Source organism: Pseudomonas sp. 14P_5.3_Bac1 (assembly GCF_025466135.1).
Taxonomy (GTDB): Bacteria; Pseudomonadota; Gammaproteobacteria; order Pseudomonadales; family Pseudomonadaceae; genus Aquipseudomonas.
Genome location: NZ_JANLOF010000078.1, coordinates 66115 through 82858, shown reverse-complemented (window position 1 = coordinate 82858; position 16744 = coordinate 66115). Strand labels below are relative to the sequence as shown.

Here is a 16744-nt window from a genome sequence, read left to right as displayed (position 1 = left end):
CAGCCCACATCGAAAAAAAAGCACACCTGGAACGCTTTGCCTGGTCATGGGCCGACGAAGAGTCTGGATGACCACTCCCTCAGCGGTGCAACGCCTTGGTCCGGCGGCGCAAATACCGCGCCAGCGCCGCAAGGGCTACAAGTGCTACCACCCCGATGAAGATTGGCAGGCGATACGGTCTCAGGTCGCCAAAGAAATGCTGCAATGCTTCGCCAGCCCAATAGCCGGCGCTGACGAACAGGGTGGCCCAGATCGCCGCACTCAAAACATTGATCAGGGCGAAACGCCAGGGCGCCAGACCGCTTGCACCGATCACCATAGGCCCCACCAAGCGCATTCCGTAGAGAAAGCGCACAGCGAATACAGACGTCATGGGGTAGCGATGGATAAGGCGCTCCACCCGTTGAATGGCAGACTGGTGACGCTTCAGTTTGGGCAGCAGGCGACTCCCGGAATAACGTCCGGTCCAGAACAGTAACTGATCGCCGAGTATGCCTCCCAGGGTGGCCCAGCCGATCACATGCAGCCATTGCAGAGTGCCCTGGTGTGCAGCCATACCGCCGAGGAGCAAAACTGTTTCGCCTTCCAGCAGGCAGCCCACGAAGATGACCCAGTAGCCGTAGACGGCAATCAGAGCGTTGAGGTCGAAATGTTCGAACATGGGCATTCCTGGATGCGGTGGAGGCAATGGCGGCATCATTGCATTTGTTTGACCCAGCATTAATGGGCATAAACAGATCTGTTCCTCGATCGATTCACGCCAATGCTTTTGTAGGCACGTTCAACGCCTTGGCGAGCCGGGTATGCGCCCCGCCGAGCCATACCTCGGTGATTGACCTAAGGTCGGTGGCCAGTTGATCCGAGTGATTGTCTTATCCATTGCGCTGCGCCTTACCAATAAATAGATATGGGCAGGCTTGCAGGCCTATAAGCACTTGGGAGTATCAGGTCCTCGCACAGCCAAAGCAAACGCCCTGGGCAGTGCGAGGGAAAGCTGTAGAAGCCCTCTCCTTGCGGCTTAGCGGCGCAAGAGACGGTCTAGCACAAGCAGGGCTATTGCGCCGATGGCCAGTGCAGCAACCGGTTTTTCCTTAACGAACGTAGACACGCTGTCGAGTGCATCGCCATAGGTTTGGGTCAGCTGACCAGAAGCTTGACGTCCAGCGCCTTCAGCTTGCAGCTTCGAATCACCCATCAGCTTTCCGACCGCGCTCTGCGCCTTGCCGGCCAGCTTCTCTGCAACACCTTCAACCTGTTCACTCTTCATATTCATAAACCTTCGTGTCAGTGGGACGCTCAAAAAAAACCCACTGCGATGGCGCCACGTTCAACACCATCGCAGCCAAGGGATGTGGACAGAAAAGTTGACCGGTGGTGAAGAGTCGGAGTTCCACTTTTAATGACCACCGCTCGTCAGTGACGCCCCGAACGCGCTCAACCCCCAAGTTGTCCTAGAATGATCTGAATTTCGCCGAGGCGCTAAAAATGATCGATGCAGAACTGCTGAAACTGATGGTTGAAACCTCGGACGATGGCATTGTCATTGCGGAGCAGGAAGGCGATGAGCATATCCTGATCTACGCTAACCCCGCCTTTATGCGCCTTACGGGGTATAGCGCTGACGAAACGCTGTACCAGGACTGCCGCTTCCTGCAGGGTGACGACCGAGACCAGGCGGGCCTGGTTGCGATCCGCGAGGCGATCAAGTCGCATCAGCCGTGCCGGCAAATCATTCGCAACTACCGTAAGGACGGCAGTGCCTTCTGGAATGAGCTATCGATTACTCCCGTGTTTAACAAGGCAGACCAGCTCACCTATTACATCGGCATCCAGAAGGATGTCAGCGTCGAAGTTGCGGCCAGCGAACGCGTGCGCGAACTTGAAGCGCAAGTCGCCAGCTTGAAAGCTCAACTGGATCAATCGCATAGACTGTCATAGGGCAAGCCGAGGTAATGCGCGGTCGGCATCCTCACGTCTGCTGGCGTAGTTGACGATCACGCTGGCGCCGTCCTGGGCCAATTGCTCGGCAATCGCCGCGCCGATACCCTTGGAAGCGCCGGTCAGAGTCGATCCCGCGCGATGCCGCTACGCGTGCGAAGAATATCGGCCAGCACCGCCAACGCGATTTCCGCCGGGGTCTTGCTGCCCAGGTTCAAACCGATAGGCGCGTGGATGCGCGCCAATTCGGCCTCGCCCAACCCGCCAATGCGTCGCAGGCGCTCGAAGCGCTTTTGTGAGGTGCGCATCGAACCCATTACGCCGATGTAAAACGCGTCGGTGCGCACCGCCTCCATCATTGCCAGATCATCAATACGCGGATCATGAGTCAACGCGACCACCGCCGTGTCGCTGTGGCAGCCGCCGTCAGCGATGAACACCGACGGCAGCTGACGTCGGATCTCGACGTTGTGCAGCACCACGCCTTCGAGCACCTCGTCGCGGGGATCGCACAAAATCACCTCAAACCCCAGGCCCACGGCAAACTCGGCGCAAGCCTGGGCAACACTGGAATAGCCCGCCAGCAACAAACGCTGCGCCGCGCCGACCCGCACACGGACCCGGTCGATCTCGCGCTCGATGCGCGCGCCCTGCTCGCTGTCTGCACACACGCGGCGCGCACCGCTGGCCAGCTCGACTTCGCGGATCAATCGGCGCTGGCCCAGCAACGCGCACTCCAGCTCGCGCAGATGGGCCTGAACCGCGCAGTCCGGCGCAAGCTTTTCCACCAACACATCAAGCACGCCGCCACAGGGCAGGCTGACTCGCGAGCGCGGGTCCTCGCCTTCGCCGTAACGAACGACGTTGACTGCCTGTTCGAACGCGCCTTCGGCTACCCGCTCAAGAAAGTCTTCCTCAACGCAGCCCCCCGACAGCGAGCCGATCCATTGCCCGCTCACGTTCACTGCCAGCAACGAACCCGGCGCACGGGGCGCCGAGCCGTAGGTGGCGAGCACCGTGCACAGCCAAACCGGCTGGCCGGCCGTCGACCATTGCAGCGCACGGCGAATGACTTGCAGATCCAGATGCTGCATGTCAGTGCGCCTTGTGCTCGGCTGGTGGTGCATCGGACTGAAGCTTCTGCACGTCGCTGACCGCCAGCTCACTCGACTGACCGCCCCAACCCTGGCGCAGATAGTTGAGCAGATCGGTCAGCTGTGCCTGATTGAGCTTGTCGGCAAAGCCAGGCATCGGTTGCATGCGTTCGAACCCGGTGAATGTCTGCTCGCCGATGCCGTCCTCGATGACCCGCAACAAGTTGCGCGGATCGTCCAGGCGCAGCGTGGTGTTGCCGCGCATGGCCACGGCGATGTGCGGTTTGCCCTCGCCGTTCGGCGCGTGGCAACCGGCGCACACGTTCAGGTAACCCTGACGACCGCGTTGGGCGCTTGGGCTCATTTTGTCGAGCGGCACTTCGGTCAACACTGCGGCGGTTGGGGCGGGATCGCCGAGCAGGTAGGTGGCCATCGCCGCCAGGTCCGGGTCACTCAGGCCCTGGGTGCTGTTGTGGAACACCGGGAACATCTCGTTGAACATCGTGCCCTGGGCGCTCATGCCGTGCTTGAGGAAGGTGCTCAGGTCCTGTTGATTCCAGCCGCGAGCGGCCAGGTCAGTGGCCAACAGGCTCGGCGCCAAATAGCCGTTGAGCAGGCCGCCGGTCAGGCGTTTATCCTGCTGCATGGCGCCAGGCAAGCCGCGTGGGGTGTGGCATTCGCCGCAGTGCCCGAGCACTTCGACCATGTATTCACCACGCTTGAAGGTTTCGCTTTTGCCCTCGGCCGGCGCGAGTTTCACGTCTTTGCCGTAGAGCAGGTTCCAGCCCATCAGGCCCAGGCGCACGTTGAACGGGAAACTCAGGCGAGTGACCGGCGCTGCACGTTCAATCGGCTCGACGGTTTTCAGGTACGCATGGATCGCGTCCGAATCTGCGCGCGGCATCAGGTGATAGGAGGTGTACGGCATCGCCGGGTACAGGTTCGCACCATCGCGGCGTTTGCCTTCGGTGAGCGCGGCGAAGAATTCGTCATCGTTGTACAAACCAATGCCGTGCGCTTTGCTCGGGGTGATGTTGGTGCCATAGATGGTGCCAAACGGCGACACAATCGGCAGGCCGCCCGCAAACGGCGCGCCGCCCGGTGCGGTGTGGCAGGCCATGCAGTCAGCGGCGCGGGCAAGGTATTCGCCGCGCTTGACTTGATCATCCGCGTGCGCCAACAACACCGGCGCAGCCAGACCAACCGCCAATGCCAGGCGGGACAGTAGAGGCTTCATGCTTAACCCTCCCTGACCAGGCCGAGATCGGTGAGCACGTTACGGGTCGCGTTGTAGTAACGCACGTAGCCTGTGCAACGGCAGATGTGGTGACCGAGGCTGTCCTCGATGACTTTTTCCAGCTGACTGTTGACGATGGGCTGACGCTGCAGCTTCTCGACCAGCACGGTCGCGGCATTGACGAAACCCGGTGCGCAGTAGCTGCACTGGAAGGCGAATTCATCGACGAAACGCTGCTGGATCGGGTTCAGCTCAGTGACGTTGCCCTGCTCGTCGCGGGTCGCGTGGCCTTCGATGGTCCGCACTTTTTTGCCTTCAAAATAGTGGGCGCCGGTGATGCAGGTGCGCACTTCTTCGCTGGTGCCGTCCGGGTTGTCGACGATCACCACACAGGCGTGGCAAATGCCCTGGCCGCAGCCGAGCCGCGAGCCGGTGAGGTTTTTGTATTCGTGCAAGTAGTCGATCATCGGCAGGTCATCAGGGATGTCCACCGGGCCGACGGATTGACCGTTGAGGGTCAGTTGAAACGGACGGTTAGCCATTGAGGGCCTCCTTGATGCGCGCAGAAGTGATAGGCAGGTCGCGGACACGTTTGCCGATGGCGTGGGCCACGGCGTTACCGATAGCGCCGACGATCGGGATCATCACCACTTCTGCGATGCCCTTGGACGGGTCGCTCGGCGACAACGGCGGCAGGATTTCAGCCGTCTGGTTCCACACGGCAACGTGTCGGGCCATCGGCAAGCGGTAACGGTTGAAGTTCCAGTCACCCTCCCCCGGCCCGCCTTCGTACAGCGGCATCTCTTCCATCAACGCATGGCCGATGCCCATGGCGATCCCGCCTTCGAGCTGCCCCTTGACCAGCTCTTCCACCAGCACCCGACCGCACTCGACCCACGAGTGGTGGTTGAGCACTTGCACTTGGGCGGAGCCCTTGTTCACTTTCAACTCCACCAGCGTCGCAACCGGGCTGTAGTAAGTCACCGCCGCGTTGTTCAACTGGGTGTCCGGGTAGTGGACGTTCTGGCGATCCAGCAGGTGGAAACCGTTGCTGGTCATCTGTGCCCGTTTCGCCTGCGGCGCGCCGTCGCCGTACTTCACCGCCAGACCATCCAGGGGCAGACGCTCGCGCACGCCGTCGATGCTGTACTCGGCCTCGGCCCAGCTCCAGCGGTTGAAGCCGTGCACGGTAGCGCCGGTCACCAGGCCCTTTTCGTGCGCGTGCCTGGCCAATTGCTCAAAACTCAGCGGCTGCATGCCGTTGGCGGTGAGTTTGCCGTCGACCCAGTGCGCATCTTCGCGACGCACCACGTACGGGTTGGCCTGGCCGCCGTAAGGGCCCTGGCCCCAGATCTGCAACGCCGCCGGCCACAAGCCGTGGTTGAACAGCACTCGGGAGGCTTCACGGGTGGCGTGGCTGAAGTAGTACGCGGAGTTGGTCGCCGACGAGGCCGACGCCAGTTTGCCGACCCAACGCGGGTTGCGCAGAAAACCATCCTGTTCGGCCTGGCTCATGGTGTACGGGTTGCCGCCCGTGGTCAGTTGCAACTCTTTCCATTCGGTTTCGCCGGTCTTCACTTGCGTGGCCGGTATGCCGATGAAATCCGCCACCACCAGGGCTTGCGAGGTGGACATGCCGGTGCCGATTTCAATGCCGATATGGCGCAACGTCACGTGCCCTTCGGCGGTGAATTCGATGCTGGCCATCGGTGCCTCGGAACCGGTGCCGAAGTCTTTTTGGCAGATGGCAAAACCGACGCCATACCAGTTATCCGGGTCAGCGGCTTCGCGCGTCTTTTTGATCTGGTCGCGGTTTTTCCAGACATCATGGACAGCCGCCTTGTCGAGAATCTCGTGCAAGCGCAATGCACCGGCCGGTACCGCGCCCTGGGTGTTTTTCATGCCCGACAGCATCGCGTTTTTCTTGCGCAGGTCGATAGCGTCGATACCCAGACGATCAGCGATTTCGTCGACCATCATCTCGGTCGACGCCATGCTTTGCAGGGTGCCGTAACCGCGCATCGAGCCCGCTTCAACCGCGCGCGAATGGTAGGCCGTGACCTGCAGATCGTTCTGCGGCATGTAGTAGATCGACTGCGCTGCCGTGGCGCCAACCGCCGCCACCGAAGGGCTGTAGTTGATGCGCCCGCCGCCATCGACGTTCATCTCGGCGCGGAAAATCTGGAAACTGTGATCGTTTTTGTCCACCGCCAATTGGTAGCGGATATCGAACGGGTGACGCTTGATGCCGCTTTGAAACTGCTCATAGCGGTCGTTGGCCAGGCGCACCGGCACACCCGCGCCGTACAACGCAGCAAGGGCTGCGTAGTAGACAAAAATGTTGTGGTCCTTGGAGCCGTAACCGACGGTATAGCCTGGGTGCATGTTCAGATTCGCCAGGCCGAAGCGTGATGGCGCGATCATCTTCGCGGTTTCGGTGGCGGCTTCCAGCGGGCACTGGGTCGCGACAACAAAGTGCAAGGTCTTGGTGGCCGGGTCGTACCAGCCGTTGCCGTTGTCCGGTTCCATCGCGGCCGGCTCAATCGACGGGGTTTTATAGCGCTCGTCGAACACCAGCCAGTGGTCGGGCGGCGCGTCGATCTGCTGCTTCATCCGGTCGGCGTAAAACAGCCCGCGCTCGGTCAGATTGCCGTGCAGGTCCGGCTGGGAATTCCACACCGGGCGACGGTTTTTCAGCATCGGAAACAGAATCGAATCCTTGAGGCTGGCGAATTCATCTTCGTCCGCCGAGGTCGCACCGCCGACGCGTACATAGCGGAAGCTGCCATATGGATCACGCTCGTAGTACGGCGCTGGGGCGCCGTAACGGATCGCTTTGTCATTGAATTTGAGTTTGGCCTTGGCCTGGCGGAACCGCTCGAAGTCATTCCAGATCAGGATCGCCACGGGGTGACCGATGAACATCGGCACCTGGCCTTGCGGCAACAGCGGATCCGGCGCGTGCTCTTCAGGGAAGACGATGCCGTCTTTGTCCAGGTCGGCAGCCGTCACGATGCGGTCAGGTTGCAGGTCGGCGCCAAGCCACGACAGATCGTAGCCGGCGTAGATGCGGTCGGCCCTGGTGACTTTCAGCAACATGGCGTGACCCTGTTGCTGCGGCCAGCCCGGCATGTCTTTGGAACGGATGTCGCGGGCAAAGACTTTGCTGCCGCACACCTTGGACAAGGCGTCGTTACGCGAGCGCGCCTTGCCATTGTTGCCGAGCCATTGCTCGGACGGCACGGTCACGCTGTTTTCCATCAACGCAGCCAGCGCCTGGGTGCTGAGCGGTGTAAGCGTCACGCTCACACCCGCCACCAGTCCGCCCTGAAGGAACGAGCGCCGGGAGATATCACGGTTGGACATGGATCATCCTCTGGGCGGTTATAGGTCCGCCCTTATGGTTATGTTCTGGGGATCTCGGGTCTGGCAGAAGCGCTCTTGCCGGAACAAAAGGCTGTATGTGGCAGTGCAAAGCTGACCGAAAGGTTAACTTTATAGGTTTATGCGTCAGCCGCAAACAAGCTGTTACAAAAAACTGACCGAGGAATCAAACCAGCGAACCGCGTGCCAACGCGGCCTACAAGATCTTGTAGGTGCCAAGCCTGAACAAGTCCTCTATAAAACCCCGCACTTCCCCCATCCCCCAGGAACTCCCAGCCATGCAGATGGAAGAGCACACGCTGAGCGCAATGAGCGACGAGCTCAAACTCAGGCTAGGCCGCTTTCGGCACGAGCAATTTGTCGAGAAACTCGGCTGGCGGCTGCCTGGCCATCCGCACCCGGCGGGTTGTGAATGGGATCAATACGACACCGAGCATGCGCGCTACCTCTTGGCGTTCAACGAGTACTGCGACATCGTTGGCTGCGCGCGTCTGATACCCACCACATTGCCAAACCTGCTGGAAGGTGTTTTCAGCCATACCTGCGCTGGCACGCCGCCCAAGGATCCTGCCATCTGGGAAATGACACGCTTCACCACCCGTGAACCGCAATTGGCCATGCCGTTGTTCTGGAAAAGCCTGAAGACCGCCAGCCTGGCAGGCGCCGGTTTCATTGTCGGCATCGTCAACAGCACGATGGAGCGCTATTACAAAATCAACGGGGTCAACTACGAGCGATTGGGACCGGTCACCGTGCACCAGGACGAAAAAATCCTTGCGATCAAGCTCTCGGCTCACCGTGAACACCATCGAGGCGCCCGCCCGCCTTCAGCTTTCATGCCCGCCGCATTGTTGAAAGACACCGCTTGATACCGGCCGAGTCATCCTTTTGGGAAGGCTCGGCGGCAGTCGATGAACCTCAGATATACCCCAGCGCAACCGCGTAAGACACCGCCTGCACACGGTTGCTGGCGCCGATTTTGCGTTGGATGTTGCGGTGATGGTAATTCACGGTGTCGGTGCACACGCCCATGATCACGCCAATTTCCTCGGAGGTTTTGCCGTCTGCGGTCCAGCGCAGCACATCACACTCCCGTTCGCTGAGCTCGACATCCGTATTGAACACACGCGCGTCACTCTCCAGCTCAGAAATTTTCTGGTGGGCCGCCGCGGCAAACGCTTTGGTCACCGGCTTCAAGGCTTCGAACTCCTGAAGGCTGATGACCTTGTCCTTGCGTGCGATGCTCAACACCCCTACCCGGCCCTGGACGTTGAATGAAGGCTGCGCCAGGCCATGGCACAGATTCGAATCGTTGGCCTCGGACCACAGGGCCGGGCACCCCTTGAACAGCTCATTGCTCCACAAAATGGGGGCGGACGAGACTTTGCTGTGTTTCACCGTGGGGTCGATCGCCGCGTAGTTCGCTGCCTGATATCGCGCTATCCAGTCCTTGGGATAATTGCTGTACATATAGGTTTTCGGTCGCATGAACGGCGTCGCGCTGCACATGCCGTAGGCGAAAAAATCAAACTGCAGTTCACGTAAAGCCCTCAATGCAACAGCAGTAAACTCCTGCATGTTCATAGTTTGCGCAAAGATACTGTAAAAATAAGCATCCCATCCCAACAGCTGTCCTAATTCCATTTGAACACCACTAGAGTTGGAAACGAGTCGTGAGACTAGACCAACCTGAACTCATGTCAATACACAAAATTCAACGGTTATAGACCACTTCGCAATAGCGAAGGCTTTATTGTGCCTAACCAACTAACTAGCCATAGGCCATTGATAGCCAGGCGATGTTGGCGGGCCATCGTTGCGGCCTGGCCGACGAATGAACCTGCTGATTCATAATAGTGCAACACACTACCCTACGGACCGTATCCGCCCCCTCCATGCCCGAGCCGCTACAAGATCTGGTAGTTCCTGCCGCGAGAAGTGCAGGTGTATAAACAACACGCCTCAGCACGCTCTCAATATACAAAGTTAAACCTGTAAGTGCTGGCGCGCCTGATTAACTAAATATTTACTTGATTTTCGAAAAACCTTAATTCAACTAAGAAGGTTACGGCTTATGTCGGTTTCGCTTTGCGCCAGCGGCTTTAATGATCAGCTTGAACTTCGCCGTAAAAACCGCGCCACCGTCGAACAGTACATGCGCACCCATGGCAAAGACCGCCTGCGTCGGCATGAACTGTTCACCCCGGATGGCAGCGGCGGTTCGTGGAACACCGAAACCGGTGAACCCCTGGTATTCAAAGGCCACGCGAAACTTGCCGCCCTTGGCGTGTGGCTGGAACAGTGCTTTCCAGACTGGCAGTTTCATAACGTGCGGGTGTTTGAAACCGACAACCCCAACCACTTCTGGGTCGAAAGTGATGGCCGTGGCAAGACCCTGGTCCCCGGTTACCCGGAAGGGTATTGCGAAAACCATTACATCCATTCCTTCGAATTGGACAACGGCAAGATCAAGCAAAACCGTGAATTCATGAACCCCTTCGAACAACTGCGCGCCTTGGGCATTCCGGTGCCACGCATCAAGCGTGAAGGTATTCCCGCCTCATAAGCCCTTTCATTATTGGAGAGTGAACATGCCTACTCATGCAGCCCGACAACTAACCGCTGACGACAGCAGCGAACTTCGCCGCAAGAACCGCGCCACGGTCGAGCAATATATGCGCACCAAAGGCCAGGATCGCCTGCGCCGCCATGAACTGTTTACCGAGGACGGTTCGGGTGGCTTGTGGACCACAGACACCGGCGCACCCATTGTAATCAGTGGCAAAGCCAAGTTGGCCGAACATGCTGTTTGGTCACTCAAGTGCTTCCCGGATTGGGAATGGTACAACGTCAACGTATTTGAAACCGACGACCCCAACCATTTTTGGGTCGAGTGCGATGGCCACGGCAAGATCCTCTTTCCAGGTTACCCGGAAGGGTATTACGAGAACCACTTCCTGCACTCCTTCGAGCTGCAAGACGGCAAAGTAAAACGCAATCGCGAGTTCATGAACGTCTTTCAACAACTGCGCGCCCTGGGCATTCCCGTGCCGCAGATCAAGCGTGAAGGCATTCCTACTTAATCCTTAGGGAGAGTAATCGCATCATGGAAGACTTACTGAAACGGGTTCTAAGTTGTGAAGCGTTCCAGCAGCCTCAATGGAGCGAGCCCTCACAATTGCATGACGCGCAGGCCTACCTCAGGGACAGCGCATCGCTGATTCGCGTCGAAGACATCCTGGTCCTGCGTGCCACCTTGGCCAGGGTGGCGGCGGGCGAAGCGATGATCATCCAGTCCGGCGACTGCGCCGAGGACATGGATGAAAGTGCTCCCAGCCACGTGGCCCGCAAGGCCGCGGTGCTGGACATCCTCGCCGGTGCATTCCGGCTGGTGACCCAGCAACCGGTGGTGCGCGTCGGGCGGATTGCCGGGCAGTTCGCCAAGCCGCGTTCCAACAACAGCGAACGCATCGGCGATGTCGAGTTGCCGGTGTACCGCGGCGACATGGTCAACGGCCGCGAAGCGGTCTGCAACCATCGCCAGCATGACGCACAACGCCTGGTACGAGGCTATCGCGCCGCCCAGGAAATCTTGCACCACCTGGGCTGGAAGGAACCGGCCAGCAAGGAACAGCTCAGCGGTTCTCCCGCCTGGACCAGCCACGAAATGCTGGTGCTCGACTACGAACTGCCGCAAGTGCGCAAGGACGAACAGGGCCGGGTGTTTCTCGGCTCAACCCACTGGCCGTGGATCGGCGAGCGTACCCGCCAGTTGACGGGCGCTCACGTGGCACTGCTCAGCGAAGTGCTCAACCCGGTGGCCTGCAAGGTCGGCCCGGACATCACCCAAGACCAGTTATTGAGCCTGTGCGAGCGCCTGGACCCACGACGCGAGCCCGGCCGACTGACCCTGATTGCGCGCATGGGCGCCCACAAAGTCGCTGATCGCCTGCCACCGCTGGTTGAAGCGGTGCGCCATGCCGGCCACAAGATCATCTGGCTCAGCGACCCGATGCACGGCAACACCATCATCGCGCCCTGCGGCAACAAGACCCGCATGGTGCAGACCATCACCGAGGAAATCACCGCCTTCAAACATGCCGTGACCTCGGCCGGTGGCGTGGCTGCCGGCCTGCACCTGGAAACCACCCCCGATGACGTCAGCGAGTGCGCCTCCGACGCCGCCGGCCTGAGTCAGGTGGCCAGCCACTACAAAAGCCTGTGCGACCCGCGCCTGACCCCTTGGCAAGCCATCACTGCAGTGATGGCCTGGAAAAACCTGCCCTCCTCCACCCTTGCTTACCTTTGACTGGAGTTTGTCGTCATGACTGGCATTCCATCGATTGCCCCGTACGCCCTGCCTACAGCCCGCGACCTGCCCGTCAACCTCGCGCAGTGGCGCGTCGACCCCGAGCGCGCCGTGCTGTTGGTGCATGACATGCAGCGCTACTTCCTGCGGCCCTTGCCCGATGCCCTGCGTGAAGCCGTCGTGGCTAATTCCGCGCGCATTCGCCAGTGGGCTGTCGACCACGACGTGCCGGTGGCTTACACCGCCCAGCCAGGCAGCATGAGCGAGGCACAGCGCGGGCTGCTCAAGGACTTCTGGGGCCCTGGCATGAAGGCCAGCCCCGCCGACCGCGAGGTGGTCGACGCGCTGACGCCCAAGCCGGGTGACTGGCTGCTGACCAAGTGGCGCTACAGTGCGTTCTTCAACTCCGACCTGCTGGAGCGCATGCACGCCAACGGGCGCGATCAGTTGATCCTGTGCGGGGTGTATGCCCATGTCGGGGTACTGATTTCTACCGTGGATGCCTACTCCAACGATATCCAGCCCTTCCTGGTTGCCGACGCGATTGCTGACTTCAGCAAGGCGCACCACTGGATGGCGATCGAATACGCCGCCAGCCGTTGCGCCATGGTCGTCACCACCGACGAGGTGGTGCTATGAGCCAAGCTGCCGCCCGCCTTATGGAACGCATTCTGCAACCGGTGCCCGAGCCGTTTGCCCTGTTGTATCGTCCGGAATCCAGCGGCCCGGGGCTGCTGGATGTGCTGATTGGGCAGATGTCGCAGCCGCAGGTCCTGGCCGATATCGACTTGCCTGCCCCCTCAATCGGTGCCCCGCGCCTGGATGTACTCACGCTGATTCCCTACCGCCAGATTGCCGAACGCGGCTTCGAGGCGGTGGACGATGAGTCGCCGCTGCTGGCGATGAACATTACCGAGCAACAATCCATCGGCATTGAACAGTTGCTGGGGTTGCTGCCAAACGTGCCGATCCAGCTCAACGGCGAACGCTTCGACCTCAGCGACGCCCGCTATGCCGAGATCGTCAGCCAGGTGATCGCCAACGAAATCGGCTCTGGGGAAGGCGCCAACTTCGTGATCAAACGCACCTTTATGGCGGAAATCAGCGAGTACGGCCCCGCCAGCGCGCTGTCCTTCTTTCGCCATCTGCTGGAGCGCGAGAAAGGTGTTTACTGGACCTTCATCATTCACACCGGCAGCCGCACCTTCGTGGGTGCCTCGCCCGAGCGGCACATCAGCGTCAAGGATGGGCTCGCGGTGATGAACCCCATCAGTGGCACCTACCGCTACCCGCCGGCTGGCCCCTGTCTGACGGACGTCATGGCCTTTTTGGCCGACCGCAAGGAAGCCGATGAGCTGTACATGGTGGTTGATGAAGAGCTGAAAATGATGGCGCGCATTTGTGAAGACGGCGGCCACGTCCTCGGCCCTTACCTCAAGGAAATGACGCATCTGGCCCACACCGAGTACTTCATTGAGGGCAAGACCCGTCGCGACGTGCGCGACATCCTGCGCGAAACCCTGTTCGCCCCGACCGTCACCGGCAGCCCGCTGGAAAGCGCCTGCCGGGTCATCCAGCGCTATGAGCCGCAAGGCCGCGCGTACTACAGCGGCATGGCGGCGCTGATCGGCAGCGATGGCAAAGGTGGACGCTCCCTGGACTCGGCCATCCTGATTCGCACCGCCGACATCGATAATGGCGGCCAGGTACGCATCAGCGTGGGCTCGACCATCGTGCGTCATTCCGAGCCCATGACCGAAGCCGCCGAAAGCCGCGCCAAGGCCGCCGGCCTGATTGCTGCCTTGAAAAACCAGGCGCCCTCGCGCTTTGGCAGCCACCTGCAGGTACGCGCAGCGCTGGCCAGCCGCAACGCCTACGTCTCGGACTTCTGGTTGATGGACAGCCAGCAACGCCAGCAGACCCAGGCCGATTTCAGCGGGCGCCAGGTGCTGATCGTCGATGCCGAAGATACCTTCACCTCGATGATCGCCAAGCAGCTGCGGGCCCTGGGCCTGATAGTCACGGTGTGCAGCTTCAGCGATGAATACAGTTTCGACGGTTACGACCTGGTGATCATGGGCCCTGGCCCCGGCAACCCGAGCGATGTCCAGCTGCCGAAAATCGACCATCTGCACGTGGCCATCCGTTCCTTGCTCAGCCAGCAACGGCCATTCCTCGCGGTGTGCCTGAGCCATCAGGTGTTGAGCCTGTGCCTGGGCCTGGAGCTGCAACGCAAGGCCATTCCCAATCAGGGCGTGCAAAAACAGATCGACCTGTTCGGCAGCGCCGAGCGGGTAGGTTTCTACAACACCTTTGCCGCCCAGAGTGCCAGTGACCGCCTGGATATCAACGGCATCGGCACCGTCGAGATCAGTCGCGACAGCGAGACCGGCGAGGTGCATGCCCTGCGTGGACCGTCGTTCGCCTCGATGCAGTTTCATGCCGAGTCGCTGCTCACCCAGGAAGGCCCGCGCATCATCGCCGACCTGCTGCGCCACGCCCTCATCCACACACCGGTCGACAGCAACGTGTCGGCGGCGGGGAGATAACCATGCACAACTACGTGATCATCGACGCCTTCGCCAGCGTCCCGCTGGAAGGCAACCCGGTTGCGGTGTTCTTCGACGCCGATGATTTGCCGGCGCCGCAAATGCAACGCATCGCCCGCGAGATGAACCTGTCGGAAACCACCTTCGTGCTCAAGCCACGCAACGGCGGTGATGCGCTGATCCGGATTTTCACCCCGGTCAACGAACTGCCCTTTGCCGGCCACCCGTTGCTGGGGACGGCCATCGCGCTGGGGGCGCACACCGACAATCACCGGCTGTACCTGGAAACCCAGATGGGCACCATCGCCTTTGAACTGGAACGCCAGAACGGCAGCGTGATCGCCGCCAGCATGGACCAGCCGATACCGACCTGGACGGCCCTGGGCCGCGATGCCGAATTGCTCAAGGCCCTGGGCATCAGCGACTCGACCTTTGCCATCGAGATCTATCACAACGGCCCACGGCATGTGTTTGTCGGCCTGCCGAGCATCGCCGCCTTGTCGGCCCTGCACCCTGACCACCGTGCGCTGTCGAACTTCCACGACATGGCGATCAACTGTTTCGCCGGCGCCGGGCGGCGCTGGCGCAGCCGCATGTTCTCACCGGCCTACGGCGTGGTCGAGGATGCAGCCACCGGCTCGGCTGCCGGGCCGTTGGCGATTCATCTGGCGCGCCATGGCCAAATCGAGTTCGGCCAGCAGGTGGAGATTCTGCAGGGCGTGGAAATCGGCCGCCTTTCACTGATGTTCGCCAGAGCTGAGGGCCGCGCCGATCAACTGACGCGCGTCGAAGTCTCCGGCAATGGCGTCACCTTCGGGCGGGGGACCATCGTGCTATGAACCTTTCAGTACAAGGCAAGCCGCTGCTGGGTAAAGGCATGTCCGAATCGCTCACCGGCACACTGGATGCACCGTTCCCCGAGTACCAGACACTGCCCGCCGACCCCATGAGCGTGCTGCGCAACTGGCTGGAGCGTGCACGGCGCGTGGGCATCCGCGAACCCAGGGCATTGGCACTGGCCACCGCCGACGGCCAGGGCCGGCCCTCGACGCGCATCGTGGTGATCAGTGAGATCAGCGACGCCGGACTGTTGTTCAGCACCCATGCCGGCAGCCAGAAAGGCCGTGAGCTGAGCCAAAACCCGTGGGCGTCGGGCGTGCTGTATTGGCGCGAAACCAGTCAGCAGATCATCCTCAATGGCCAGGCCGTGCGCTTGCCGGACGCCAAGGCGGATGAGGCGTGGCTCAAGCGCCCGTATGCCACGCATCCGATGTCATCGGTGTCTCGCCAGAGCGAAGAACTGCAGGATGTTCAGGCCATGCGCAACGCCGCTCGCGAACTGGCCGAAGGCCAAGGTCCGCTGCCGCGTCCCGAGGGCTATTGTGTGTTTGAGTTGCGCCTTGAATCGCTGGAGTTCTGGGGGAATGGGCACGAGCGGCTGCATGAGCGGTTGCGCTATGACCGCAGCGATACGGGCTGGAGGGTGCGGCGTTTGCAGCCCTGATCGTACAAAGCTACGCACATCGAAGGACGCTGTAGATCTCAGAAACCACCTGCGCCGTGGCGTCCTCGATCGTTGTTTCATTGCGGCATAAAACCCAGCCGTGATCGCTAATCGCGCGCTCGAACGCCTGAGTACACGCGACATGTTCTTCCAGCTTATGCATCACCGTACTGCTCAGCCCACGCCGTCGTTCGGCTGCCCTCGCCCATGAAATATCAGGGGCGGTGACCACGCCGACATGCAGGTCGGGCACTTGCACGTCTCGATCAATGTTTAACTGCAGAATGTCTGCAAACCCGACGATCCGGCGAAACGCTGCATCAGAGGGGTACCAGCGATCAATCAAGATGATGCTACCGGCTGGCTGTTTGGCCAGTACGTGCCGGGAAATCCAGGCGCGGCTATCAGCAAAGCGCTCACACACCCTCAACTCCAACTCCCGGCTGGGGTTTCTGACGAGAGTGTTAACGAGGGCCATTGTTTCAGCCCTATGGGGATCGCTTTTTTGCTCGCTGAGCCGGATCACCTTTTGCTTGTCTGCCCTCAGCACTTGGGTCACGGCCTCCAAAAGCGTGGTTTTGCCCGTTCCCTTGGGGCCATCGAGAGATACAAAGAGTGGACGACTCATACTTCACATCATGATTGGTAGCGGTTCATTGGGCTCTGCTCGTTCGCTGGAGTCGCCTGGCGCGACGATGCGAATCGAGTGCAGCGCCCATAGGAACAGAC

Annotated in this window: 17 protein-coding genes and 1 pseudogene; 9 read left to right on the top strand and 9 right to left on the bottom strand. The window is 60.6% G+C overall.

Going from position 1 to position 16744, the window contains the following annotated elements; genetic code table 11:
* Positions 1–79: 79 nt before the first annotated feature.
* Together NTD89_RS21255 and NTD89_RS21250 are read right to left on the bottom strand one after the other, a co-directional pair.
* Complete coding sequence (locus NTD89_RS21255) at positions 80–661, bottom strand: DedA family protein (protein WP_262209525.1); 582 nt, start codon at positions 659–661, stop codon at positions 80–82.
* 357 nt (positions 662–1018) lie between these two features.
* Positions 1019–1267, bottom strand: a complete 249-nt coding sequence (locus tag NTD89_RS21250) for a CsbD family protein (protein ID WP_145160703.1) — start codon at positions 1265–1267, stop codon at positions 1019–1021.
* Positions 1268–1485: 218 nt separating this feature from the next.
* Here NTD89_RS21250 and NTD89_RS21245 point away from each other — a divergent pair, with 218 nt between their 5' ends.
* On the top strand, positions 1486–1938 hold the full coding sequence (locus tag NTD89_RS21245) for a PAS domain-containing protein (protein ID WP_262209523.1): 453 nt from the start codon (positions 1486–1488) through the stop codon (positions 1936–1938).
* A gap of 3 nt (positions 1939–1941) precedes the next feature.
* Here NTD89_RS21245 and NTD89_RS21240 read toward each other — a convergent pair.
* From NTD89_RS21240 to NTD89_RS21220, 5 genes and pseudogenes are all read right to left on the bottom strand, one after another.
* Positions 1942–2064, bottom strand: a pseudogene (locus NTD89_RS21240) (SDR family NAD(P)-dependent oxidoreductase); the annotation flags it as partial.
* Positions 2061–3032 (bottom strand): XdhC family protein, encoded by a 972-nt coding sequence (locus tag NTD89_RS21235; protein WP_262209521.1) that lies wholly within the window; start codon positions 3030–3032, stop codon positions 2061–2063. The pseudogene NTD89_RS21240 and the gene NTD89_RS21235, both read right to left, overlap by 4 nt.
* Before the next feature lies 1 nt (position 3033).
* Complete coding sequence (locus NTD89_RS21230; protein WP_262209519.1) at positions 3034–4269, bottom strand: c-type cytochrome; 1236 nt, start codon at positions 4267–4269, stop codon at positions 3034–3036.
* Positions 4270–4271: 2 nt separating this feature from the next.
* The gene (locus tag NTD89_RS21225; RefSeq protein WP_262209517.1) at positions 4272–4811 is read right to left on the bottom strand and encodes a (2Fe-2S)-binding protein; all 540 of its coding nucleotides are present in this window, start codon (positions 4809–4811) and stop codon (positions 4272–4274) included.
* Positions 4804–7635, bottom strand: coding sequence for a xanthine dehydrogenase family protein molybdopterin-binding subunit (locus NTD89_RS21220; protein WP_262209515.1), 2832 nt, complete (start codon positions 7633–7635; stop codon positions 4804–4806). Before NTD89_RS21220 ends, NTD89_RS21225 begins: the two co-directional genes overlap by 8 nt.
* A 296-nt stretch (positions 7636–7931) precedes the next feature.
* On the opposite strand from NTD89_RS21220, the gene NTD89_RS21215 reads away from it, so the two are divergent.
* Positions 7932–8522, top strand: coding sequence for an acyl-homoserine-lactone synthase (locus NTD89_RS21215; protein WP_262209514.1), 591 nt, complete (start codon positions 7932–7934; stop codon positions 8520–8522).
* Between the two features lie 49 nt (positions 8523–8571).
* Here NTD89_RS21215 and NTD89_RS21210 read toward each other — a convergent pair whose 3' ends face one another.
* On the bottom strand, positions 8572–9237 hold the full coding sequence (locus tag NTD89_RS21210; RefSeq protein WP_262209513.1) for an autoinducer binding domain-containing protein: 666 nt from the start codon (positions 9235–9237) through the stop codon (positions 8572–8574).
* Between the two features lie 490 nt (positions 9238–9727).
* Between NTD89_RS21210 and NTD89_RS21205 the strand changes: the two genes are divergently transcribed.
* From NTD89_RS21205 to phzG, 7 genes are read left to right on the top strand one after another with little or no spacing between them, the layout of a single operon-like run.
* Complete coding sequence (locus NTD89_RS21205) at positions 9728–10219, top strand: phenazine biosynthesis protein (protein ID WP_262209512.1); 492 nt, start codon at positions 9728–9730, stop codon at positions 10217–10219.
* Positions 10220–10244: 25 nt separating this feature from the next.
* The gene (locus NTD89_RS21200; RefSeq protein ID WP_242196730.1) at positions 10245–10736 is read left to right on the top strand and encodes a PhzA/PhzB family protein; all 492 of its coding nucleotides are present in this window, start codon (positions 10245–10247) and stop codon (positions 10734–10736) included.
* Between the two features lie 23 nt (positions 10737–10759).
* On the top strand, positions 10760–11962 hold the full coding sequence (locus NTD89_RS21195) for a 3-deoxy-7-phosphoheptulonate synthase (RefSeq protein ID WP_262209511.1): 1203 nt from the start codon (positions 10760–10762) through the stop codon (positions 11960–11962).
* A gap of 15 nt (positions 11963–11977) precedes the next feature.
* Positions 11978–12601 carry an isochorismatase family protein gene (locus tag NTD89_RS21190; RefSeq protein WP_242196738.1) on the top strand — a complete coding sequence of 208 codons (624 nt, stop codon included), beginning with the start codon at positions 11978–11980 and terminating at the stop codon, positions 12599–12601.
* 20 nt (positions 12602–12621) lie between these two features.
* Positions 12622–14511, top strand: a complete 1890-nt coding sequence (locus NTD89_RS21185; protein ID WP_410017225.1) for an anthranilate synthase family protein — start codon at positions 12622–12624, stop codon at positions 14509–14511.
* Between the two features lie 2 nt (positions 14512–14513).
* The gene (locus tag NTD89_RS21180; RefSeq protein WP_262209509.1) at positions 14514–15350 is read left to right on the top strand and encodes a PhzF family phenazine biosynthesis protein; all 837 of its coding nucleotides are present in this window, start codon (positions 14514–14516) and stop codon (positions 15348–15350) included.
* Positions 15347–16015, top strand: a complete 669-nt coding sequence (phzG, locus tag NTD89_RS21175) for a phenazine biosynthesis FMN-dependent oxidase PhzG (RefSeq protein WP_262209508.1) — start codon at positions 15347–15349, stop codon at positions 16013–16015. Before NTD89_RS21180 ends, phzG begins: the two co-directional genes overlap by 4 nt.
* Positions 16016–16025: 10 nt before the next feature.
* On the opposite strand, the gene NTD89_RS21170 is transcribed toward phzG, so the two are convergent.
* Positions 16026–16643, bottom strand: a complete 618-nt coding sequence (locus NTD89_RS21170) for a dTMP kinase (RefSeq protein ID WP_145160671.1) — start codon at positions 16641–16643, stop codon at positions 16026–16028.
* Positions 16644–16744 lie beyond the last annotated feature (101 nt).